At 72.0% G+C, this 21,890-nt stretch carries 19 protein-coding genes; 4 read left to right on the top strand and 15 right to left on the bottom strand.

The window, feature by feature from the left end; translation table 11 throughout:
• Window positions 1–181 precede the first annotated feature (181 nt).
• The gene (locus ACFVYF_RS25710) at window positions 182–451 is read left to right on the top strand and encodes a hypothetical protein (RefSeq protein WP_389458976.1); all 270 of its coding nucleotides are present in this window, start codon (window positions 182–184) and stop codon (window positions 449–451) included.
• Window positions 452–588: 137 nt separating this feature from the next.
• On the opposite strand, the gene ACFVYF_RS25705 is transcribed toward ACFVYF_RS25710, so the two are convergent.
• From ACFVYF_RS25705 to ACFVYF_RS25670, 8 genes are all read right to left on the bottom strand, one after another.
• The gene (locus ACFVYF_RS25705; protein ID WP_389459013.1) at window positions 589–3,597 is read right to left on the bottom strand and encodes a DEAD/DEAH box helicase; all 3,009 of its coding nucleotides are present in this window, start codon (window positions 3,595–3,597) and stop codon (window positions 589–591) included.
• 183 nt (window positions 3,598–3,780) lie between these two features.
• Window positions 3,781–4,365, bottom strand: coding sequence for a sugar kinase (locus ACFVYF_RS25700; RefSeq protein ID WP_389458974.1), 585 nt, complete (start codon window positions 4,363–4,365; stop codon window positions 3,781–3,783).
• Window positions 4,362–5,546: an ROK family glucokinase gene (locus ACFVYF_RS25695; RefSeq protein ID WP_389458972.1), complete on the bottom strand. Its 1,185-nt coding sequence runs from the start codon at window positions 5,544–5,546 to the stop codon at window positions 4,362–4,364. Before ACFVYF_RS25695 ends, ACFVYF_RS25700 begins: the two co-directional genes overlap by 4 nt.
• Window positions 5,547–5,977: 431 nt before the next feature.
• Window positions 5,978–6,799: an ATP-binding cassette domain-containing protein gene (locus ACFVYF_RS25690; protein WP_389458970.1), complete on the bottom strand. Its 822-nt coding sequence runs from the start codon at window positions 6,797–6,799 to the stop codon at window positions 5,978–5,980.
• On the bottom strand, window positions 6,796–7,869 hold the full coding sequence (locus ACFVYF_RS25685) for an ABC transporter permease (RefSeq protein WP_389458968.1): 1,074 nt from the start codon (window positions 7,867–7,869) through the stop codon (window positions 6,796–6,798). The genes ACFVYF_RS25690 and ACFVYF_RS25685 overlap by 4 nt, the downstream gene beginning before the upstream one ends.
• On the bottom strand, window positions 7,866–8,870 hold the full coding sequence (locus ACFVYF_RS25680) for a sugar ABC transporter substrate-binding protein (protein WP_389458967.1): 1,005 nt from the start codon (window positions 8,868–8,870) through the stop codon (window positions 7,866–7,868). Before ACFVYF_RS25680 ends, ACFVYF_RS25685 begins: the two co-directional genes overlap by 4 nt.
• Before the next feature lie 140 nt (window positions 8,871–9,010).
• Window positions 9,011–10,003, bottom strand: a complete 993-nt coding sequence (locus ACFVYF_RS25675) for a sugar ABC transporter substrate-binding protein (RefSeq protein ID WP_389458965.1) — start codon at window positions 10,001–10,003, stop codon at window positions 9,011–9,013.
• 175 nt (window positions 10,004–10,178) lie between these two features.
• Window positions 10,179–10,916 carry a GntR family transcriptional regulator gene (locus ACFVYF_RS25670; protein WP_389459011.1) on the bottom strand — a complete coding sequence of 246 codons (738 nt, stop codon included), beginning with the start codon at window positions 10,914–10,916 and terminating at the stop codon, window positions 10,179–10,181.
• Between the two features lie 128 nt (window positions 10,917–11,044).
• Between ACFVYF_RS25670 and ACFVYF_RS25665 the strand changes: the two genes are divergently transcribed.
• Window positions 11,045–12,055 carry a Gfo/Idh/MocA family oxidoreductase gene (locus ACFVYF_RS25665; RefSeq protein ID WP_389458963.1) on the top strand — a complete coding sequence of 337 codons (1,011 nt, stop codon included), beginning with the start codon at window positions 11,045–11,047 and terminating at the stop codon, window positions 12,053–12,055.
• 374 nt (window positions 12,056–12,429) lie between these two features.
• Here ACFVYF_RS25665 and ACFVYF_RS25660 read toward each other — a convergent pair whose 3' ends face one another.
• Both ACFVYF_RS25660 and ACFVYF_RS25655 read right to left on the bottom strand, forming a co-directional pair.
• Window positions 12,430–13,101 (bottom strand): response regulator, encoded by a 672-nt coding sequence (locus tag ACFVYF_RS25660; protein WP_389458961.1) that lies wholly within the window; start codon window positions 13,099–13,101, stop codon window positions 12,430–12,432.
• A gap of 423 nt (window positions 13,102–13,524) precedes the next feature.
• On the bottom strand, window positions 13,525–14,820 hold the full coding sequence (locus tag ACFVYF_RS25655) for a histidine kinase (RefSeq protein ID WP_389458959.1): 1,296 nt from the start codon (window positions 14,818–14,820) through the stop codon (window positions 13,525–13,527).
• 246 nt (window positions 14,821–15,066) lie between these two features.
• On the opposite strand from ACFVYF_RS25655, the gene ACFVYF_RS25650 reads away from it, so the two are divergent.
• The gene (locus ACFVYF_RS25650) at window positions 15,067–15,273 is read left to right on the top strand and encodes a hypothetical protein (RefSeq protein ID WP_389458957.1); all 207 of its coding nucleotides are present in this window, start codon (window positions 15,067–15,069) and stop codon (window positions 15,271–15,273) included.
• A gap of 99 nt (window positions 15,274–15,372) precedes the next feature.
• Here ACFVYF_RS25650 and ACFVYF_RS25645 read toward each other — a convergent pair whose 3' ends face one another.
• The 3 genes from ACFVYF_RS25645 to ACFVYF_RS25635 all read right to left on the bottom strand — a co-directional run bounded on the left by ACFVYF_RS25645 (window position 15,373) and on the right by ACFVYF_RS25635 (window position 18,088).
• The gene (locus ACFVYF_RS25645; protein ID WP_389458955.1) at window positions 15,373–15,792 is read right to left on the bottom strand and encodes a ribonuclease; all 420 of its coding nucleotides are present in this window, start codon (window positions 15,790–15,792) and stop codon (window positions 15,373–15,375) included.
• An 85-nt stretch (window positions 15,793–15,877) separates the two neighbouring features.
• On the bottom strand, window positions 15,878–16,783 hold the full coding sequence (locus tag ACFVYF_RS25640) for a DMT family transporter (protein WP_389458953.1): 906 nt from the start codon (window positions 16,781–16,783) through the stop codon (window positions 15,878–15,880).
• A 492-nt stretch (window positions 16,784–17,275) separates the two neighbouring features.
• Window positions 17,276–18,088, bottom strand: coding sequence for an AIM24 family protein (locus ACFVYF_RS25635; RefSeq protein ID WP_389458952.1), 813 nt, complete (start codon window positions 18,086–18,088; stop codon window positions 17,276–17,278).
• Between the two features lie 146 nt (window positions 18,089–18,234).
• Here ACFVYF_RS25635 and ACFVYF_RS25630 point away from each other — a divergent pair, with 146 nt between their 5' ends.
• Window positions 18,235–18,966: an SDR family oxidoreductase gene (locus ACFVYF_RS25630; RefSeq protein ID WP_389458950.1), complete on the top strand. Its 732-nt coding sequence runs from the start codon at window positions 18,235–18,237 to the stop codon at window positions 18,964–18,966.
• Between the two features lie 209 nt (window positions 18,967–19,175).
• On the opposite strand, the gene alc is transcribed toward ACFVYF_RS25630, so the two are convergent.
• A complete protein-coding gene (gene alc, locus ACFVYF_RS25625; RefSeq protein ID WP_389458948.1) occupies window positions 19,176–20,300 on the bottom strand; it encodes an allantoicase in 1,125 nt (374 codons plus the stop codon).
• 68 nt (window positions 20,301–20,368) lie between these two features.
• A complete protein-coding gene (allB, locus tag ACFVYF_RS25620; RefSeq protein ID WP_389458945.1) occupies window positions 20,369–21,709 on the bottom strand; it encodes an allantoinase AllB in 1,341 nt (446 codons plus the stop codon).
• Window positions 21,710–21,890: the final 181 nt, after the last annotated feature.

Genomic DNA, 21,890 nt, shown 5'->3' with positions numbered 1-21,890 from the left:
CTGGCGCACCGGAGTCCTGCGGGGCACCGGAGTTCTTGGCGCTCCCCGCCTTGGCGGCGCGCCGCAACGCTTCCCGTGCCACGTCTCCCGGGCGGGGGCCGATGGGACCGACCGCGGAAACCGTCGTACGCGACTCACCCCGGGCGCCGCGCACGGCCGCATCCGTCGCCACCGAATCGCCGTGACCGTCGGCTGCCCGGCCCTCTCGCTCCCGCGCGGCCCGCAACGCCCGCCGCGCCTCGTCACCAGGCCGCGCTTCGTCAGCGGCCCTCACCTCGCCGGCAGGCCGCACCTCGCCGGCAGGCCGCGCTGCATCGACGGACTCCAACTCATCGGCGGACTCCAACTCATCGACGGCCGGCGCCTCGTCATCGGCCCGCACCCCATCGACAGGCGGCCGCACCTCACCACCCGCACGCACCCCCTCCACGCCGGCCCCGCCCGGACCTGACCCGTCGGGACCCTTCTCGTCGGGACCCGTCTCGTCCGGCCCCCTCTCGTCGGAGCCCATCCCCTCCGGACCCACCTCCTCCGGACCCATCCCCTCCGAGCCCTTCCCGCCCGAACCCGCCCCGTCCGCCACAGCGTTCACGAGGGCCTCCGGAGCGACACCAGGTCGGACAGGTCGCGGTCCGTGAGCTCTGTCAGGGAGGCCTCGCCGGAGCCGAGGATGGCGTCGGCCAGCGCCCGCTTGGCCTCCAGCATCTCCGCGATGCGGTCCTCGACCGTGCCCTCGGTGATCAGGCGGTGGACCTGGACGGGCTGGGTCTGGCCGATGCGGTAGGCGCGGTCGGTGGCCTGTTCCTCGACGGCCGGGTTCCACCAGCGGTCGAAGTGGACGACGTGACCGGCCCGGGTGAGGTTCAGGCCCGTGCCTGCCGCCTTCAGGGAGAGGACGAGGACCGGAGTGGCCCCGCTCTGGAAGCGGTCCACCATGTGCTCGCGCTCGACCACCGGCGTGCCCCCGTGGAGCAGTTCGACCGGGACCGCGCGGGAGGCGAGGTGGGAGGTGATGAGGCGAGCCATGCCCACGTACTGCGTGAAGACCAGGGCCGAGCCGTCCTCGGCGAGCAGCGTGTCCAACAGCTCGTCCAGCAGGGCCAGTTTGCCGGAGCGGGCGGCCGGTCCGTTCGCGGCCGTCCTCGCGTCCTCCTTCAGATACAGCGCCGGGTGGTCGCAGATCTGCTTGAGCGAGGTGAGGAGCTTGAGGACCAGGCCCCGGCGGCCGATGCCCTCGGCCGTTTCGATGGCGAGCATCGACTCCCGCACCACCGCCTCGTAGAGGGAGGCCTGTTCGCGGGTGAGCGGGACCGGGTGGTCCGTCTCCGTCTTGGGGGGCAGCTCGGGCACGATGCCGGGGTCGGACTTCTTGCGGCGCAGGAGGAATGGCCGGACCAGCCGGGCGAGCCGCTCGACCGCTTCTTCGTCCTCGCCGTTCTCCACCGCGCGCGCGTGCCGGGCGCGGAAGGACTTGAGGGGGCCGAGGAGCCCGGGGGTCGTCCAGTCGAGGAGCGCCCACAGCTCCGAGAGGTTGTTCTCCACGGGCGTGCCCGTGAGGGCCACGCGCGCGGGGGTCGGGATCGTCCGCAGGGCCTTCGCGGTCGCCGAGTACGGGTTCTTGACGTGCTGGGCCTCGTCCGCGACGACCATGCCCCACGGCTGCTGGGCCAGTCGCACGGCCGCCGACCGCATCGTCCCGTAGGTCGTCAGGACGAACCCCGTGTCCAGGTCCTTCAGGGTGCGGTCGGGTCCGTGATAGCGGCGGACGGGGACGCCGGGGGCGAAGCGGGCGATCTCTCGCTGCCAGTTGCCCAGCAGCGACGCGGGGCAGACGACGAGGGTCGGCTCGCTGCGGGCCCGCCGCAGATGCAGGGCGATCAGGGTGACCGTCTTGCCGAGTCCCATGTCGTCGGCGAGGCAGCCGCCGAGCCCGAGGGACGTCATGAGGTCCAGCCAGGCCAGGCCCCGGAGTTGGTAGTCCCGGAGAGTGGCCGCGAGGCCGGGCGGCGGCTCCGCGGGCGTCGGGCCCGCCGTCAGCCGGTCGCGCAGGGCGGCGAGCGCGCCGACCGGCACCGCCTCGACCGTCTCGCCGTCGACCTCCGCGCTGCCGCTGAGCGCGACGGAGAGTGCGTCCACCGGGTCGAGCAGGCCCAGTTCGCGCTTGCGCGCCTTGCGGACGAGGGCCGGGTCGACGAGCACCCACTGGTCGCGCAGCCGGACGACCGGACGGTGGGCCTCGGCGAGGACGTCCATCTCGGCGTCGGTCAGCGGATCGCCGCCGAGCGCCAACTGCCAGCGGAACTGCAGCAGTTCCTCGCCCTCGAAGAAGCCCGAGCCGTCGGTCGCCGAGCCGGGCGCCGGGCGCACCACGGCCGCCGCGCTCAGGTCCTGGGCGAGGTCCCTGGGCCAGTGCACGGCGACGCCGGCCGCGCCGAGCCGGTTCGCCGCCACGCCCAGCAGATCGGACAGCTCCTGCTCGGAGAGGGCGAGGACGTCGGGCACGTCCTGCTCGGAGAGGCGGTCCAGGGGCGGCCAGACACGCGCCGCGCGGCGGACGGCGAGAGCGGCGTCCACCCGCGCGCGGGGACCGAAGGTCGCGTCGGCCTCCCCCGCCCACAGGGCCGCCGCGTCCACGACGAGGGTGGGGTCGGCGAGGCTGTGCACCTGCACGACGGCGGCACCCGCGCGGTGCGCGTCCTCGGAGTCGTCGAACAGCTGGTACGCGGAGAGGTCGAGGCGCAGTGAGATCCGCACGCCCGCGTCCATGCCCGCGGCGACCTCGGCCGCCCAGTCGTGAGCACCCGGCAGGCGCTGCGGGCCGCGCGCAGCGAACGGCTTCCCCGACGCGAACGGCGCCGCCGGGGTGCGGGGCAGGGTGTCCGCGACCGCGTCCAGGAAGGAGCGCATCAGCGCTTCCGGCTCGGGCAGCCGCAGCGGGCCCTTGCCGGGCAGCGGAACCGCGTGGCCCTCGTGGGGAAGCGCCGCGGCCACCGCCCTGAGGTGGGCGATGTCGTCCGGGTCCAGGGGCCCCGCCCGCCAGGCGTCGAAGCCGTCGGCCGTCAGCCCCGGCAGCAGCCGCCCGCGCGCGACGAGCCGCAGCGCGTGCAGTGCGGCGGCGCCCCAGCAGACGGTGGCGGGATGCGCGCCCGGGTGGCGCCGGGCACCGGCGAGCAGCGGCAGGGCCTCGGCGACCCCCAGGGTGCGCGCGGGCACCGTCACCCGCCGGGCGCCGGCTCCATGACGTCGTACGACAGTGAGCTCCGTCGGACCGGCGGACGGTGACCCTGTCCCCACCAGATCGGCGATCTGTCCGACGGAGAGGCCGCCCGTCGAGCCGGACCCGGTCCTCGGGACGCCACCCGGGAGGTCAGGCGCCTGTCCGACGGACAGCGCACCCAGCGGATCGGCTCCGCCGCCGGGCGGCGCGGTGGCAGGATCGGCCCCCCGTCCGGCGGACAGCGCGGCCTCCGGATCCCAGAAGGCCACGCGGCCGTCGCGCGGCAGTGGCGCGGGGAGGAAGACGGCGGCGAGCCGCAGCGGCACGGCTGCGTCGGCAGCCTCGGCCTTCGCCGACATCATCCCGGTCATCCCGGTCATCCCGCCGCTCATACGTCTGGTCACCTCCCGCCCCGCAGTCGCATCAGATGTCCTCGACTCTACGGGCGACCTCTGACAATCGGCCGCGGCAACGGGGCCGGTGCCCCGGCGGACCGGTCGGGCGTCGTACGGGCGGGGACTGACAGGGGGGCGCGGCAACGGGGCCGGTGCCCCGGGGACCCGTCAGGGCGTCGTGCGGGAGACGACGTACACCATGGGGTGCCCGGGCCTGGACCGGTTCACGACGACGTCCTGGGTGGGCGCCGGGTTCTTCTGCCGGTGGACGAGGCCCGACCACGGGCCCGTGTCGGAGAACTCCCATCCGACGACCCCCTGGTCGCGGGCGCCGATGGTGATGTCGTCGTCCTTCAGGGCGTCGCGGCTGGTCCCGATGTTCTTGAGGAACGTGTCGAGGCCGTCGTCGCTGGTGAGGAACTGGACGTACAGACGGCTGGTCTTCCAGTTGTTCGTCTCGTAGTAGGCGACGTCCGTGGAGTAGCCGGGGACGGGCACCTGGTAGAGGCGGCGCTGCACGCGGGAGGGCCAGCCCTTGGTGAGGCCGGTCGCCGAGTACTTCTCCTCCTTGTCCTTGCCGCTGTTGCGGCTCTGGTCGGCGGAGATCACCAGATAGCCGGCCGGGACGCCGATGAGCAGCACGATGATCAGCAGCGTGAGCGCACGCCGGCGGATCATGTGGCGCCGGTCCTCCTCGGTGGGGCGCGGCGGCTCGTCCGGTGGGGACGCCTGGCGCGGCAGCGAGGCGGTCACAGGGACTCCCGTGCCGTACGGCGGGACTCCGCGAACCGCTCGTACCGTTCGTAGCGCTCCACGCGGCGCCGGTTCGCGCGGCGGAAGCGGCGGGCGACCAGCCGGGCGAGGTCGGCCGCGCCGACCATGCCGGCCTCGGGGCCGAGCTGGGCGCGGGCGATGCGGGCCTCGGGGCGGTAGCCGCGGCCGGTCAGATGCCTGCGGAAGGCGTCGCGCGCGGGGCCGATCAGCAGGTCGTCCGCCGCCGAGACACCGCCGCCGATGACGAAGCAGGAGGGGTCGAGGGCGGCCGCCAGGTTCGCGATGCCGACGCCGAGCCACTGGCCGATGTCCTGGAGGAGTTCGACGCACATGGCGTCGCCCTCGCGGGCCAGCTCGGTGATGAGCGGTCCGGTGATGTCGGGGATGTTGCCTTTGACGCGCTCGATGATCCCGTACGCCACCGGGGAATCGGCGGCGGCCATCTCGCGGGCCTCGCGGACCAGCGCGTTGCCGGAGCTGTACTGCTCCCAGCAGCCGCGGTTGCCGCACGGGCAGCGGTGGCCGCCGGGCACGACCTGCATATGGCCGAACTCGCCCGCGACCCCGAACTTGCCGCGCTTGACCTGGCCGTCCTCCAGGATCGCGCCGCCGATGCCGGTGCCGAGCGTGATCATGACGAGGTGGTCCTCGCCGCGGCCGGCGCCGAAGCGCCACTCGGCCCAGGCCGCGGCGTTGGCGTCGTTGTCGACGAGGACCGGGACGGCGAGCCGTCCGGCGAGCCGGTCGCGCAGCGGCTCGTTGCGCCAGGACAGATGGGGGGCGAACAGGATGCGGTTGCGGTCGGCGTCGACCCAGCCCGCCGCGCCGATGCCCACCGCGTGCACGTCGTGCCGGTCGGAGAGGTCCAGCACCAGCTCGACGATCGTGTCCTCGACGACCTTGGGGCTCTTGGACTTGTCCGGCGTCTCGGCGCGGACCTTCTCCAGGATGTTGCCGTCGGCGTCGACGACGCCCGCCATCACCTTCGTGCCCCCGATGTCGATGCCCACGGTGGGGACCCGGGGCGCCGTCAGATGGGAGCGGCGCTCGCGGGTGCCCGCGGTCCGCAGGACGGTGGCCCGGCGGGAGCCGATGGGGGCGCCCGCTGCCCGAGCGGAGCCGAGAGCTCGGGGGAGGGCGAGGTCGCGGTAGGTGCTCATCGCGCCGATTCTGCCTTACGGGGCGGCGGGGCTGCACTGCGGGAGCCTCCGGCCAGGTCTGGGGTGCCGTTTGCCGCGAGCTGCGTTCACGCGTCTGTACGTGGTGCGTCCACGCGCGTACGTGGGGTGTGGTCACGTGGCTCGCGGTGGGCGCTCACCGCTTGGCGCGGGTGTGGCATCCGGTGAGGCTTTCGCCCCCCTCGGCCTGCCGCCGCGTCACGGACCCGGGCTCCGCCCCGGACCCCGGGGTCGTGTCTCGGCTGCTGCCCGGTGGGGGCTTGTCGCGCAGTTCCCCGCGCCCCTGAAAGCCCTCCGCCCGCGCCCCTCAAGAACTTGGCCTGCGCCCCTGGAAGCCTTCGCCCGCGCCCATGGAAACCTTGCCCCGCGCCTCTTGAGAAGAAGCGCGGGGTCCCCGACGTCGGCCGGTCGTGCTATGTGGTGCGCTCCAGCTCGTGTCGCAGGTCGTCCAGTTCGCTGCCGCCTGCCATCTGGCGGGTCAGCTCGTCGAGGGAGATGTCCTCGCGGCTGTTGCTGCTGAACATGGTGCCGCGCTTGAGGAGGACGAAGCGGTTGCCGACGAGGTAGGCGTGATGGGGGTTGTGGGTGATCAACACAACGCCCAGTCCCGCGTCTCGTGCGGCGGCCACATATTTGAGGACCACACCGGACTGCTTCACGCCCAGCGCGGCGGTGGGCTCGTCGAGGACGAGGACCTTGGCGCCGAAGTACACGGCGCGGGCGATCGCCACGCACTGGCGCTCACCGCCGGAGAGCGTGCCGATGGGCTGGTCGACGTCGCGCAGGTCGATGCCCATGCGCAGCAGCTCGGCGTAGGTCGTGCGACGCATGAACTCGACGTTCATACGCTTGAAGGGGCCCTTGCCCTTCGACGGCTCGGAGCCGAGGAAGAAGTTCCGCCAGACCGGCATCAGCGGGACCACGGCGAGGTCCTGGTAGACGGTGGCGATGCCGCGGTCCAGGGCCTCGCGCGGGGAGGAGAGCCGGGTCTCCTCGCCGTCGATGCGCAGCGTGCCCGCGTCGTGCTGGTGCAGACCCGCGATGATCTTGATCAGGGTGGACTTGCCGGCGCCGTTGTCGCCGAGCACGCAGGAGATCTCGCCCGCGTGCACCTCCAGGGAGACGCCTTCGAGGGCGCGGATGTTGCCGTAGTACTTGCTGACGTCGTCGAGCTCGACGAGTGCCGCTCGGTCCGGGGCGGCCGCGTCCTTGGTCATCTTCGCGTCCGTCGTCATTTCGTCGCCTCCGCGCGCTTGCGGACCCAGTGGTTGAGCAGGGTCGCCAGGAGCAGCATCACTCCCAGGAAGAACTTGAACCAGTCCGGGTTCCACTCGGCGAACACGATGCCCTTGCTGACCATGCCGAAGATCAGGGCGCCGACCGCCGCGCCGACCGCGGAGCCGTAGCCGCCGGTGATCAGACAGCCGCCGATGACCGCCGCGATGATGTAGATCAGCTCGTTGCCGACGCCTTCGCCGGACTGCACGACGTCGAACGAGAACAGCAGGTGCTGCCCCGAGACCCAGGCGCCGAACGCGACCCCCATGTAGAGGCCGATCTTGGTCTTGTTGACCGGGACGCCGACCGCGCGGGCCGCGTCCTCGTTGCCGCCGACGGCGTAGATCCAGTTGCCGACCCGGGTACGCAGCAGGACCCAGGTGGCCACCACGATGAGGCCCAGCCACCACAGGATGGTGATCTTGAAGTCGACGCCGCCGATGGTGAACGTCGAGGCGAAGACGTCCTTGGCGGAGGAGAAGCCCTGCATGTCGGAGATCGACTTCGTGGAGACCGTGCCGCTGATCAGCTTGGTGAAGCCGAGGTTCATACCGGTCAGCATCAGGAACGTACCGAGCGTGATGATGAAGCTCGGCGGGTCGGTGCGGGTCAGCATGACGCCGTTGAAGACGCCGACCGCCAGGGTCACGATCAGGGAGACCAGCACGCCGACCCAGACGTTCGCGGTCATCTGGTAGCTGAACATCGAGGAGATCAGCGCCGAGCTGGTGACCAGGACGCCCGCGGAGAGGTCGAACTCGCCGCCGATCATCAGCAGCGCGACCGGTACGGCCATGATGCCGATGGTCGACGAGGCGTACAGGACGGTGCTGAGGCTCGCGGCCCGGACGAAACTGTCCGCGAAGATCGCGAAGAAGACGAAGACCGCGATCGCGCCGACCACCGAACCGAGTTCGGGACGGCCCATGAGCTTGCGCATCGGCGAGGACTTCAGCAGCCGCTCGTCGACCTTGGCCGCGGGCGGCGGCGCGGGTGCGGGGGCGGGTGCAGGGGCGGGTGCGGTCATCGGGTCCCCCGCTTCGTGTAGGCCTCCAGAGCGGCGGCCTGGTCCTTGGTGATGATCTGCGGTCCGGTCAGCACCGGCTTGCCGCCGCCGAGGACGTCGGCGTTGTACTTGTAGAGCCAGAGCAGGTCGACGGCCTCGTACCCCTGGAGGTACGGCTGCTGGTCGACGGCGAAGCCGAGGGTGCCGTCCTTGAGCTCGGCGGCCACCTTGGCGTTCAGGTCGAAGGTGTCGATCTCGGCCTTGCTGCCCGCGTCCTTCTTGGCCTTCACCGCGGTGTCCGCGAAGGGGGCGCCGAGGGTGACGACGGAGTCGATGGACTTGTCGGACTGGAGCTTGGCCCCGATCGACGACTGCACGTCGGGCATGCTCGTGCCCTGGACGTAGATGTTCTGCACCTCGCCCTTGAAGGTCTTCTTGACGCCCGCGCAGCGCTGCTCGTGGCCGACGTTGCCCTGCTCGTGCAGGACGCACAGGGCCTTCTTCCTGCCCCGCTTGTTGAGCTCGTCGCCCACCGCCTCGCCGGCGATCGTCTCGTCCTGGCCGATGTGCGTGAGCGCGCCGAACGCCTTGGACTCCTCGGAACCGGAGTTCACGGTGATCACGGGGATGCCCGCCTTCTCGGCGCGGGCGACGGCGGCCTTCATCGCGTCGGGCTTCGCCAGCGAGACGATGATGCCGTCGACCTTCTTGTCGACCGCGGCGTCCACGAGCTGCGCCTGCTGCTGGGCCTCGGCGTTGTGCGAGTACAGGAAGTCGATGTTGTCCTTGACGGCGGCCTGCTTGGCGCCGCTCTGGACGATGTCCCAGAACGTGTCGCCATCACCCGAGTGGGTGATCATCGCGAACGTCCACTTGGGCGTGTTCACCGCGGCCTTGCCCTGGGCCGACGCCTCCTTGCGGGCGTCCTCGGCCCGCTTCCCGCCGGTGCTGCTGCATCCCGCGAGAGACACCCCCAGCGCCCCTGCGAGCGCGATGCTTACCCAGGTCCGAGTGCGTGCCACGAGGCCGTGCCCTTCTTGCTGTGCTGCTTGGTGCGCCGGGGCCCGCGGACCGGCCCGGTGGGCCGTTCCGTAGGCCCCGGGGGCCGGCGTCTCACCGGTCCCGAGCGCCCAAGTATCGAACACGGGGATCATGCACTCCATCAGCGGGTCCCGCGCGCGGTGTACTTCTCGAGTTGCGGCACGTCCTTCTCGGTGACGATGGCCGGGCCGGTGAGCACCGTCTGGCCGCCGCCGATCACGTTGCCGTTGGTCTTGTAGAGCCACAGCTCGTCGATGGCCTCGTAACCCTGGAGGTAGGGCTGCTGGTCGACGGCGAAGCCGACCTCCTTGGCCTTGAGGCGCTTGACCACCTCGGCGTTGAGGTCGAAGGTGGCGATCTGCGCCTTGCTGCCCGCGTCGGCCTTGGCCTTCACCGCGACGGCGGCGATCGGCGCGCCGAGCGTGACGACGGCGTCGATGTCCTTGCCGGCCTGGAGCTTCGCCTCGATGGAGGACTGGGAGCCGGGGGCGTTGGTGCCGTCGACGTTGAGGTTCTCCAGGGAGCCCTTGAACGTCTTCTTCACGCCCGCGCAGCGCTGCTCCAGCGAGACGTTGCCCTGTTCGTGGATGACGCAGACGGCCTTCTTGAGTCCCCGGTTGTTGAGCTCGTCGCCCACCGCCTCACCGGCGACCGACTCGTCCTGGCCGAAGTGGACGAGGGCTCCGAACTTCTTAGAGAACTCCGCGCCGGAGTTGATCGTGACGACCGGGATGCCCGCCTTCTCGGCCTTGGCGAGGACGTCCTTCATCGCCTCGGGCTTGGCCAGCGTGACGACGATGCCGTCGACGTGCTTGTCGATGGCGGCCTGGACGAGCTGGGCCTGTCCGTTGGCTTCCTTGTCGTTGGAGTACAGGAACTGGACGTTGTCCTTCGACGCGGCCTGCTTGGCGCCGCTCTGGACGATGTCCCAGAAGGTGTCGCCCTCGCCGGAGTGCGTCACCATCGCGATCTTGAGGCGGGGCGTACTGACGGCCTTGCCGCCGCTTCCGCTGCCGCTCGCCTTGTCCTCGGAGTCCTTGCCGCCGGAGCTGCTGCACCCGGCGGCGAGCGCGATCACGGCTGTCACCGCTGCTGCTGTGCGCACTGTTCGCATGGTGGGACCACCCTCTCTCCCGCCGCCCCGTTGCGGCTGTGGGGAGTTCTAGCTCCGGGTCCGCGCCACCGTCAATGGGTTTGTCAGAACATTCTTACGATTGAGATTGGAGGGTGCCCGAAGCGAGTCCCGAGCGAGCCCGCGGGCCACCTGCCGGACCGGGCGCGCGGCCGGGTCAGGGGCGTACGAGGAGCTGGAACTCGAAGGAGTAGCGCGAGGCGCGGTAGGTGTGGGACCCGAACTCGACGGCGCGGCCGGTGTCGTCGAACGTGGTGCGCTGCATGGTGAGCAGGGGGGCGCCGCACGGCTCGCCGAGCCGCTCGCCCTCCTCCTCGGTGGCGGCGCGGGCGCCGACGGACTGGCGGGCGCTGTGCAGGGTGATACCGGCCGCGCGCATCAGCCGGTACAGACCGGTGGCCTCCAGCCGGGCACTGTCGAGCTCCAGCAGACCGGGCGGCAGATGGTTGCAGAGATACGCCATCGGCTCGCCGTGCGCCAGCCGCAGCCGTTCGACGCGGTGCACCTCGCTGTCCTCGGCGATCCCGAGCGCGGCCGCGACCTCGGCGGACGCCGGTTCGACCGCGTTGACGAGCACCCGGGTCGCCGGGCGCTGTCCCGCCGCCTCCAGGTCGTCGTAGAGGCTGCTGAGTTCCAGCGGGCGCTTGACCTGGCTGTGGACGACCTGGGTGCCGACGCCTCGGCGCCGGACGAGGAGGCCCTTGTCGACGAGGGACTGGATCGCCTGACGGACCGTGGGCCGGGACAGGCCGAGCCGGCCGGCGAGCTCGATCTCGTTGCCCAGCAGACTTCCCGGGGTGAGTGTTCCGTGCTCGATCGCGGCCTCCAGCTGCTGGGACAGCTGGAAGTACAGCGGGACCGGACTGCTGCGGTCGACGCTGAGCTGGAGCGACACGGTCGGATCCACATCTGGTTTCGGCACCCGCCGAGCGTAGCTCCGGGAGATGTTGACGGGAAGTTGTGAAGTTCGATTGTCCGGACAAAGCATTGACAGGGTGCCGGGTCCGCCCTCAGTTTGTTCCCATGCGCATCGGACTTATCGGAACGGGTCGTATCGGCACATTCCACGCGACCGCTCTCAACCGCCACCGCGAGGTCGGCTCCCTCATCGTCACGGACGCGGACACCGCGCGGGCACACGAGCTGGCGGACCGGCTGGGCGCCACGGCGGCGCCGAGCGTGGACGAGATCTTCACCTGGGGCGTGGACGCCGTGGTCATCACGGCGGCGACCTCCGCCCACGCCGACCTGATCGGCCGGGCGGCGCGCGCCGGCCTCCCGGTCTTCTGCGAGAAGCCCATCGCGCTCGATCTGCCGGGCACGCTGGCCGCGCTCGCCGAGGTCGACGCCGCCGGGACGGTGCTGCAGCTCGGCTTCCAGCGTCGCTTCGACGCCGGGTACACGGCCGCCCGCGAGGCGGTGCGCTCCGGCCGGCTCGGGCGGCTGCACACGGTCCGCGCGATGACGTCGGACCAGTCGCCGCCTCCGGCCGCCTACCTCCCGCTCTCCGGCGGGCTCTACCGGGACTGCCTGGTCCATGACTTCGACATCGTGCGCTGGGTGACCGGCCGCGAGGTGACCGAGGTGTACGCGACCGGGTCCGACGCGGGGCCCGCGATGTTCCGCGAGGCGCGCGACATCGACACGGCCGCGGCCGTCCTCACCCTCGACGACGGCACGCTCGCCACGGCGACGGCGACCCGGATGAACGGCGCCGGCTACGACGTCCGCATGGAGCTGGCCGGCGAGCTGGACCAGATCGGCGTCGGCCTCGACGACCGTACGCCGATCGCCTCCACCGAGCCGGCCGGACCGCCGCCCGCCGACAAGCCGTGGACCGGCTTCCTGGAGCGGTTCGGACCCGCGTACGAAGCCGAGCTCAGCGCGTTCGTCGAGGTCGTCCGGGGCGAGCGTGCCAACCCCTGCGACGGCCGCGAGGCCCTGCACGCCCTGCGCATCGCGGAGGCCTGCGAGCTGTCCCGCCTCGACCACCGGCCGGTACGGCTGGCGGAGATCCCGGGCGGACGCGACTAGACCCGTCCCTGGAGGTGCGGCTCCTCATCCGCGCCCGGCGCGACGAGGAGGAGCCGTGCACTCCGCACCCGCCGACTCCGCGCACCCCCGGGGCGTTGTGGCTCCGTAACACCCAGGACGTTGTGGCTCCGTGACACCCAGGGCGTTGTGGCTCCGTAACACCCAGGGCGTTGTGGCTCCGTGACACCCAGGACGTTGTGGCTCCGCGCACCCCGGCCGCCGTGACTCCGTGCTCACCAGCGCACCGGCAGACTGCGCATCCCGCGCATGAGCATGCCGGGCAGCCGGGCGCCGGGCGGGCCGTCGGGGGCCGGGCGGGCCGTCGGGGGCCGGGCGGGCCGTCGGGCCCCCCTTCCAACGCCGCTGCGAGCCGCCTAGCGCCCGTCGTCCTCGAGGAGTCCGGCGTCGTACGTCAACAGGGCGATCTGCACCCGGTTGTTGAGGTCGAGCTTGGCGAGGATGCGGGAGACGTGGGTCTTGACGGTGGCCACGCTCATGAACAGCTCGGCGGCGATGTCGGCGTTCGAGCCGCCCCGGCCGACCGCGACGGCGACCTCCCGCTCGCGGTCGTTGAGGGCGCCGATCCGGGTGCGGGCGGTCGAGCGGCGGGTGTCGGCGGAGGCTCCTGCGGCGTGCTCCATCAACTGGCGGGTGACGGTGGGCGAGAGCACGGGGTCGCCGGCCGCGACGCGTCGTACCGCTTCCAGGATCTGCGCGGGCGGGGTGTCCTTGAGGACGAACCCGGCCGCGCCCGCGCGCAGCGCCCGCAGCACCTGGTCGTCGGCGTGGAAGGTGGTGAGGACGACCACTTGGGGCGCGTCCTTGCGGCCGCGCAGCTGCTCGGTGGCGGCGAGTCCGTCCACCGTCGGCATCCGGATGTCCATGAGGACGACGTCCGGGCGGGTCCGGTCGACGAGCGCGCCGACCTCGCTGCCGTCGGCGGCCTCACCGACGATCTCGATGTCCTCGGCACCGCCCATCATGAAGGACAGGCCGGCTCGCACCAGGGGGTCGTCGTCGACAAGGAGCAGTCGGATCGCAGTCATGGGGCCTACCGTAGTGAGCGGCCCCGGCGGGGCCGCGTGCTTTCCTCCGCGAGCGCCCGGGGAATCGGCCCTTGGCCGATTCCGTCCGGCCACTCGTCCTGTTCACACCGCCGCCCGCCGCGGTCTGCGGCCATCGTGTACGGGGTCGGCCGGTGTGCGATCGTTCCGGGGGGCGCGGGCGGACCGGGAAGCTTCGCCAGGCCGTACGTCGTCCCGGACCGCGCGGCCGGCGGTCGCGGAAGCGCAGGTTGTACGACCCGCCCGGGCCACGCGGGCCGACCGCGCAAGCGCAGGTTGTACGACCCGTCCGGGTCACGTGGGCCGACCGCGGAGCCGCCGGTTGCACGACCCGTCCGGGTCACGTGGGCCGACCGCGGAGCCGCCCCGGGGCAGGCCGGCGAAGGACCGGAGGCGACGGCACCGTCACCCCCACGGCAGCCAGGCCCGCACCTCGAACCCGCCGTCGCTCTCGGCGCCGTGCTGGAGGTGGCCGCCCGCCAGCGTCGCCCGCTCGGTCAGGCCGATCAGGCCCTGTCCCGAGCCGGGGACGGGGGGCACGTCCCCCTGGGGTGCCGGATTGCGGACGGACACGGTGAGGCCGTCGCCCGGGGCGCCCGCGACGGACACCGTGACCTCCGCGCCGGGAGCGTGTTTCCGGGCGTTCGTCAGCCCCTCCTGGGCGATGCGGTACGCGGTGCGGCCGACGGACGCGGGGACGGCGGCCGGGTCGGTGACCCGGTTGTCGAGGGCGACCTTCATGCCGGCCTCGCGCGACTCGGAGACCAGCGCGTCCAGGGCGCCGAGCGTGGGCTGCGGGCGGCCCGACTCGTCGCCCCGCTCGCTCGCCCGCAGTACGCCGATGATCTCCCTCAGGTCCTGCAGCGCCTCGTGCGCGCTCTCCCGGATCACTCCGGCCGCCCGCGCGACCTCCGCCCGAGGGGCGTCGGGGCGGAACTCCAGCGCTCCCGCGTGCACGCTCAGCAGGGTGAGCCGGTGGGCGAGCACGTCGTGCATCTCGCGCGCGATGGCCTCCCGAGCAAGCCGCTGCGCCTGCTCGGCCCGCAGCTCCGCCTCCGTCTCCGCACGCCGTGCCCGGTCCCGCAGACTCAGCAGGAGCTGTCGCTTGGACCGGACGAACATGCCCCAGCCGACCACCGCGACCGTCAGCACGGTGGTGAGGGTGAGCGCGGCGAGGTAGGGCAGGTCGGGGTCGGGCCGCAGCCAGAAGTAGAAGGGGATCAGGGCGAGCGAGACCCCGGCGACCCAGCCGACGTACTTGAACGGCCGGTGCACGGCCAGGGTGAAGAGGGCGACGAGGCCGGCCCCGCCCGAGGTGGTGGAGAGCAGCCCGACCGGGATCATCGCCACGGCGAGCCCGAGGGGCCACCGGCGGCGCAGCCAGACCGCCGCGCAGGCCAGTGCGCCGAGCCACTGGTCGGCGACGGCGAGGCCGTGCGGGGTGTTCGGATCGCCGGTGAGCGAGTCCGCGGCCAGCAGCCCGATGCCGACGGCCAGCAGGAAGAACCCGAAGTCGACGACCCAGTCGCGCGCGGTACGGCGCGGCCGTCCGGTCCGTGGCGACCGGCCCGCGCGATCGGGATCGAGCTCGACCGCCAAGGCCGACGGCAGCAGCCAGCGCCGGCCCGGCAGGGCCCTCGACAGCAGCACCGTCCGCTCCGGAGGAGCCTGCGGCGCGGACGCCGGATTCTTGCCACTCACGGTCGACAAATCTACGCACGCAGAGCGGCTCGCACCTCCCCTCGCCCGTGATCGCCGACCAAAGTCGCACCGGCCGAGACTTTCGGTGCCCGTGGGTCCCGCGCACCGCGACCGCGGTCGTCAGGGCCTCGGCCACCTCTCGACTTCCGTCGCCCAGCCCTCGCCCCGCGGCCGATGAACGCGGTGCGCCTGCTGGGCGAGGGTCGTCGTATGAAGCAGGTGGAGCGGACAGAGCAGGGGAATCCCGTGAAGCAGGTTCTGGAGGTCGTCGGGTTCGTCGCCCTGGTCCAGGGCGCCATGGGACTGGTGCAGGAATTCACCGGGCTGCTGCACGGGTGGGGGATCGTGCAGCGCCTCGGCTTCCTCGACGGCTACGAGGTCTACGCGAGCATCGCGCTGCTGGTGCTCGCGTTCGCCATGTTCGCAGCCGCCGAGAGCCAGAAGTCCGGCTGAACCCGGACCGAACCTCCGGCGGACGGGACCTCCGGCGGACGGAGGGGACGACGAGTCGCCCGAGCCCGCCGCCGGAGCCCTCCGGGACCGACCGGCGGATCAGCAGCCGAAGTCGACCAGGTCGAACGTGGCGTAGTGATCCGCGGTGTAGTAGTCCTCGTCGGTCTTCTTACCGGTGACGATGCGCTTGGCACCGCGCGTCGAGGAGCCGGGCGTGATCACCGTGTACTCGTGGTAGTAGCTGCTGCTCTGGGCGGGCAGCACGCCTTCCCGGTTCTGGAAGACGACCCCGTCCTGCGAGTACGGGAACGGGCCGCCCGCGTCGATCAGGTCGAGCGTGTCGTGCGCCTGGGACGGCAGGTCGCTGTAGCAGACGCTGCCGACGGAGGCGGCGGAGAGGGAGGGGACAGAGGATACGGAGACGTCCGCGGCGTTCGCCGTGACCGTGCCGCCGATGAGCAGGGCGGACAACAGGGCGGCTGCGGCCCCGATGCGGGTGGTGCGTGGGGGGAATGTCATGGACTCAGGATGACGCGCGTAGACACTGGCATGTCAATGTCAAGACCGACGATTTTCCCGTCACGTGCCATGAATTTTCCGGGAGTTAACCTGTCGCCCGGCCTCCCCACGCCGTCCCCGCAAGTACCAGCACGCCACCCAACAGCCCTACGGCGCCCAGCCTTTCACCGCCGAGGGCGATGCCCGCGGCGGCGGCCCACAGGGGTTCGGTCCCGAGCAGCAGGCTGACCCGGGACGGTGAGGTCCGGCGGACGGCCCACATCTGCACGAAGAAGGCGAACAGGGTGCAGAACGCGGACAGGAACAGCAGTCCGGTCCACTCCCGCGCCCCGAAGTCACCGGCCGCACTCCACGGCGTGCTGTCGGCGCCGGCCGACAGCACCGCGAACACCGCTACCGCGGCGCCCAGTTGGACGGTGGTCAGCGACAGTGCGTCGGCACCCTGGACGGACCTGATGCGGGACATGGCCAACACGTGCACGGTACGGGCGAGAGCCGCGAGCAGCATCAGCAGGTCGCCGGACGAGGGGCGGGTGAAGCCGGCACCCTGGGTGAGCAGGACGACGCCGAGCACGGAGAGTCCGGCGGCCGCGAGGAAGGTGCGCGAGGGGCGGACCCGGGTGACGGCCGCCTCCGCGAACGGCGTGAAGATCATGGTGAGGCTGATGATGAGGCCCGCGTTGGTCGCCGAGGTGTGCACGACGCCGTAGGTCTCCAGCAGGAAGATCCCGCTCAGGATCAGCCCGAGCACGCCCGCCCCGCGCCACTGGCCGGCGGTCAGCCGGCGCAGCGAACGCCATCCGGCCACCGCCAGCACCGGCAGTACGACACCGAACCGCAGCACCAGCACGGCGATGACCGTGCGCGCGGTGGTGATGTCCTTGGCCGCGAGATAGCTGGCTCCCCAGACGGCTGCCACGAGCAGCAGGGGCAGGTCGGTGAGCCAGGCGCGGCGGGGAGCGAGCGCGCCCGGTACGGCGATCGACGACATCGGCGCGGTCTCCAGCGTCTTCGACGGACTGACAGAACTGACAGACAGGCCGTCAACAAGCTTGCGGGCAGGTGTGGAGACGTCGGCGGCTCGCACGGGAACGATCACCGTACCCGGACGGATGCGTGAGGGCTACACGGTTTCACCGGGACCCAGGGCCGGCGGCCGGCCCCGGCGGGTTCTGTGCAGCCGGACACCGGCCGCCCCGGTCGGGTTCTGTGCAGCCGGACAACGGCCGCCCCGGGCGGGCTCAGTTGCGGCCCAACACCGCGGCCCCGCGGGCCCGGCTGCGGATGTATGCCGCAGCACCCGCGGGCCCGGCTGTGGCCGTATACCGCGGCCCCGCGGGCCCGGCTGCGGATGTATACGGCCGCACCCGCGGGCCCGGCTGCGGCCGTATACCGCGACCCCGCGGGCTCAGCCGCCGCGTGGGGTCCGCTGTCATCAGGGCGGACCCCACCGGCGCCGGCAACGCGTCGGTCCGCGCGCGACTCATCCCTCGTTCGTCGAGAACAGTCCTCCCGTCGGCCCCTGCTTGTCGCCGCCCTGGGCCTTGCGCAGGGCGTTGGCGAGGCTCTCGATGGTGAGGGACTGCAGGATGACGCGGCCGTCGCCCTCCAGGGTGGCGAGCGAGAGGCCCTCGCCGCCGAAGACCGCGTTCATCAGTCCCTGTCTGTTGAGCCCGCCGACGCGCTGGACGCCGTACCGGATGCCCTCCTCGAACGCGACGACACAGCCCGTGTCGACCTCGACGCGGCCGCCGAAGTCGGCAGGGTTCAGGTCGATGAAGTTGCCCGCGCCCGCGATGATCACCGTGCCGCGGCCGGTGAACTTCTCGAGGATGAAGCCCTCGCCGCCGCTGCGGCCGGTGCGGCCGCCCTGGAAGGCGATCCCGAAGTCGACGGTCGACTCGGCCGCCACGAAGGCGTCCTTCTCGGCGAACCACGCGCGCGTGCCGTCGAGTTCCAGGGCGCGCATCTCGCCGGGCAGGACGCCCGCGAAGGCGACGGTGCCCTCGCCCTGTGCCGCGGTGAAGTACTGGAACGCCAGGGACTCGCCCGCGAGCGCGCGCTGGCCCGCCTGCATCGCCGTACCCATGGCCTGACGCAGCAGGCCGCCCATGCCGGCGCCCTGAGGCTGCCCGCCGGTCCCGCCGCCGGCGGGCCCGGAGAGCCGGGTCTCCATGGTCACGTTCGTGGTCTTGAAGAGGAACTTTCCGGCTTCGCAGTACACCGTGGTGCCGGGCTGCAGGGTGACGATCGCCATCTGCATGGCGTTGCCGACGATCTCTTGCTGAAGGGTCACACCGAGAGAACGACAGAAGCGGACAAAAGGGTTCCGGTCGGCTCGATCTCGGTGTCCGTTCGCCGCCAGCACCCGGGCGCCGTGGCCGGTGGGATGGAGCCATGACTTCAACGACTTCTCGGACCACATCCCTTTCGCGGGGACCCATGAACGGCAAGGTCGCCCTGGTGACCGGCGGCAGCCGCGGCATCGGCGCGGCGACGGCAGTCCGGCTCGCCCGGGAGGGCGCTGACGTGGCCCTCACCTATGTGCAGGACAAGGAGGCAGCGGAGAAGGTCCTGCGGGAGGTGACGGCTCTGGGCCGGCGCGGGGTCGCCCTGCGCGCGGACTCGGCCGACGCGGTGGAGGCCGCGGAGGCGGTGGGCCGCGCGGTGGACGCCCTCGGCCGGCTCGACGTCCTGGTCAACAACGTGGGCGTGGGCGTGCTCGGGCCGCTGGAATCCCTGTCCCTCGCCGACGTGGACCGGGTGCTCGCCGTGAACGTGCGCGGGGTTTTCCTCGCCTCGCAGGCGGCCGCCGCCCGTATGGAGCGCGGCGGGCGGATCGTCACCATCGGCACCTGCATGACGCAGCGGGTGCCCGGGCCCGGCGGCACCCTCTACGCCGCCGGCAAGTCGGCCCTCATCGGCCTGACGAAGGCACTCGCGCGGGAGCTGGGTGAGCGCGGCATCACCGCGAACATCGTGCACCCCGGGCCGGTGGACACCGACATGAATCCGGCCGACGGACCGTACGCGGCCGCCCAGGCGTCGATGACCGCGCTCGGGCGGTACGGGACGGCCGCGGAGGTGGCCTCCATGGTCGCCTATCTCGCCGGGGGCGAGGCCGCGTACGTCACGGGCGCGGAGTTCGCCGTGGACGGCGGCCACGCGGCGTAGGCCGGCCACTGTCCCATACCGGGGGCCGGCCCCCGGACCCCCGCTCTTCAAACGCCGGAGGGCTGAGACTTTCGCCGGCTCGGGGGAAAGTCTTTAGCCCGTCCTGCGATTGAGGACGAGCGCGAAGCGCGAAGCGCGACAAGGGGGTCCGGGGGCGGAGCCCCCGCAAACGGGACGGGTAGGGGCGGAGGGGGCGAGAACCCCCCTCGTCACCCGCCCAGCTCCTGGTGGCGCGCCGCCAGACGGGCCGACCCCTCCCCCGTCAGCGAACCGAACAACCGCAGCCGCGAGATCCCGCCGTCGGGAAAGATGTCCACGCGCGCGTGGGTGCCGACGGCCACCGCGCCGAGGACGAACCGATGGTTGGTGTCGGGCTGGAGCCGGGTCCGCGGAAGGATCTCCGTCCAGTCCCCGTCCTCCCCGTCCTCCCCGTTCTTGACGGAGACGGACGCCCAGCCGGCCGAGTTGCCCTTGAGATACGCCGTGTCGATCTCGACGGCACGGATCTCGGCCTGCGCGACCAGCTGATAGCGGATCCAGTCATTGCCCTGGTCGCGCCGCCGCCGGGTCTCCCAGCCGTCGTCCATCTTGCGCGAACGACCGGGCTGGATGGTGTTGGTGGCGGGCGAGTAGAAGAGGTCGGACGCGTCCTCGACCCGGCCGCCGTACTCCAGGGCGGCCACGTCGAAGGTGCCGAGCACGGAGAGCCACTCCGGGTCGGGGACGACCTCGCCGTACACGCGCAGCCGGGCGATGCCGCCGTCGGGGTGCTGGTTGACGCGCAGATGCGTGAAGCGCTGTTCGACGGAGACGGCGAAGCCGTTGGCCGCGTGGCCGCCAACCGCCGTACGCGGTACGAGAGTTGTCCACTTCACCTCGTCGCCGAGGAGCTCCTCGGGCGACGGGGAGCCCGGCACCGACGTGCCCTCGACCGACACCGCCTGCGGGTAGTTGCCGCGGAAGTGGGCCGTGTCGACGACGATGCCGCGTACGACACCGGGGGCGCCCAGGCGTACCAGGGCCCAGTCGTGGTCCTCCGCGGTCGGCCACGGATGCCCGGCCGAGGCGCCGCGCCGGCGGCGGGTCTCCCAGCCGTCCATGATCTTGCCCTTGTGGCCGAAGTGCTCGGGGTCGAACTCGGCACGCTCAGGCACGAGGAGGTTCTCGCGCTGGGCGAAGAACTCGTCGTTGGCGGCGATCACACCGGCGCCCAGCTGCCGGTCGGCGAGGTTGGCGTGGTGCGCGAACGGGAAGTCCGCGGTGCGGTAGTCGGCGTACGGGTCTCCGCCGCCGTACGGGCTCGCGTCTCCGGTGAAGTGAGGTGTCGCCGTCACGGTGATCAGTTCTTCCTTTCGGGACTTGCGGGAGCCGGCCGTCGCGGGTGCGGACGCGGGCACGGGATCTACGGCCTGCGGGTGAGGAGTTGTCCGGAGGGCTCAGCGAACTCGCCGTCGGACACGATGCGTTCGCCGCGCAGCCAGGTGGACTTGACGACGCCGCTGAGGGTCCGGCCCGCGTAGGCCGTGACGCGGTTGCGGTGCTGGAGCGCGGCGGGGTCGACGGTGAAGGTCTCGTCGGGTGCGAGGACCGCGAAGTCGGCGTCGCGGCCGGCCTCGATGGCGCCCTTGCGGTCGTCCAGGCCGACGAGCCGCGCGGTGTGCGTCGACATCCAGCGCACCACGTCCTCCAGGCCGTAGCCGCGGGCCCGGGCCGCGGTCCACACCGCGGACAGGCTCAGCTGGAGGCCGGAGATACCGCCCCAGGCGGTGGCGAAGTCGTCCGTCTTGAGGTCGGCGGTGGAGGGCGAGTGGTCGGTGACGACGCAGTCGATGGTGCCGTCGGCCAGTGCCTGCCACAGCAGGTCCTGGTTGGCGGCCTCACGGATGGGCGGGCAGCACTTGAACTCGCTTGCGCCGTCCGGGACTTCCTCGGCGGTGAGGGTGAGGTAGTGCGGACACGTCTCCACCGTGAGCCGGACGCCCTCGGCCTTCGCCGCGGCGATCAGCGGCAGCGCGTCGCTCGACGACAGATGCAGGACGTGCACGCGCGCGCTCAGGCGCTTCGCCTGCGCGATGAGGTTGGCGATGGCGGTGTCCTCGGCGTCCCGCGGGCGCGAGGCGAGGAAGTCGGCATACTTCTGGCCGCCCTTCTGGGGAGCGGCCGCGAGGTGGTGCGGGTCCTCGGCGTGCACGATGAGCAGGCCGCCGAATCCGGCGATCTCGGCCAGCGACCGGGCGAGTTGCTCCTGGTCCAGCTCGGGGAACTCGTCGACGCCGGACGGGGAGAGGAACGCCTTGAAGCCGAAGACGCCCGCGTCGTGCAGCGGTCGCAGGTCCTTGACGTTGTCCGGCAGCGCGCCGCCCCAGAAGCCGACGTCGATGTGCGCCTTGGGGCGGGCGACGTCCTTCTTGGTACGGAGGTTGCCGGCCGTGGTGGTCGGCGGGAGGGAGTTGAGCGGCATGTCGACCAGGGTGGTGATGCCACCGGCGGCGGCCGCGCGCGTGGCCGTCCAGAACCCCTCCCACTCGGTGCGCCCCGGGTCGTTGACGTGAACGTGGGTGTCGACGAGGCCGGGCAGCAGGACGTCGTCCCCGAAGTCCTCCAGGCGGGCACCGGCCGGTACCTCCGCGTCGTGCGCCAGTACGGCCGTGATCTTCCCCGCGGCGACCGCGACCGAAGCGGCACGCGTCCCCTCGGGAGTGATGACGCGCGTCGAGCGCAGCACCAGTTCGACGTCGGACACCCGGACCCCTCTCATGCCGCTGTTCGTTTCCGCCGTTTACTTCCACGTAACGGAATTCAACGTTCTGTTGAAGGAGTCTTCACTCCCGCCCTCGCGCCGTCAAGGGTGCGCTTCTCCACTCTGCCTCCACGGGCGCCACTCTGGACGTTTCCACAAGGCGGAAGTAAGATTCCGTAAAGCA

The sequence above is a fragment of the Streptomyces sp. NPDC058274 genome (genome assembly GCF_042881375.1).
Taxonomy (GTDB): domain Bacteria; phylum Actinomycetota; class Actinomycetes; order Streptomycetales; family Streptomycetaceae; genus Streptomyces.
The sequence above is the reverse complement of the archived record's forward strand: the minus strand, read 5'-3'. Positions and strand labels throughout refer to the sequence as shown.

Bases quoted from the DNA above. Each gene is read 5' to 3' on its own strand.
- ACFVYF_RS25685 (WP_389458968.1), bottom strand. From the start codon at position 7,869: ATGACCGCACCCGCCCCTGCACCCGCCCCCGCACCCGCGCCGCCGCCC.
- ACFVYF_RS25705 (WP_389459013.1), bottom strand. From the start codon at position 3,597: ATGACCGGGATGACCGGGATGATGTCGGCGAAGGCCGAGGCTGCCGAC.
- ACFVYF_RS25640 (WP_389458953.1), bottom strand. From the start codon at position 16,783: ATGTCGTCGATCGCCGTACCGGGCGCGCTCGCTCCCCGCCGCGCCTGG.
- ACFVYF_RS25630 (WP_389458950.1), top strand. From the start codon at position 18,235: ATGAACGGCAAGGTCGCCCTGGTGACCGGCGGCAGCCGCGGCATCGGC.
- ACFVYF_RS25660 (WP_389458961.1), bottom strand. From the start codon at position 13,101: ATGACTGCGATCCGACTGCTCCTTGTCGACGACGACCCCCTGGTGCGA.
- ACFVYF_RS25645 (WP_389458955.1), bottom strand. From the start codon at position 15,792: ATGACATTCCCCCCACGCACCACCCGCATCGGGGCCGCAGCCGCCCTG.
- ACFVYF_RS25675 (WP_389458965.1), bottom strand. From the start codon at position 10,003: ATGCGAACAGTGCGCACAGCAGCAGCGGTGACAGCCGTGATCGCGCTC.
- ACFVYF_RS25690 (WP_389458970.1), bottom strand. From the start codon at position 6,799: ATGACGACGGACGCGAAGATGACCAAGGACGCGGCCGCCCCGGACCGA.
- ACFVYF_RS25695 (WP_389458972.1), bottom strand. From the start codon at position 5,546: ATGAGCACCTACCGCGACCTCGCCCTCCCCCGAGCTCTCGGCTCCGCT.
- ACFVYF_RS25665 (WP_389458963.1), top strand. From the start codon at position 11,045: ATGCGCATCGGACTTATCGGAACGGGTCGTATCGGCACATTCCACGCG.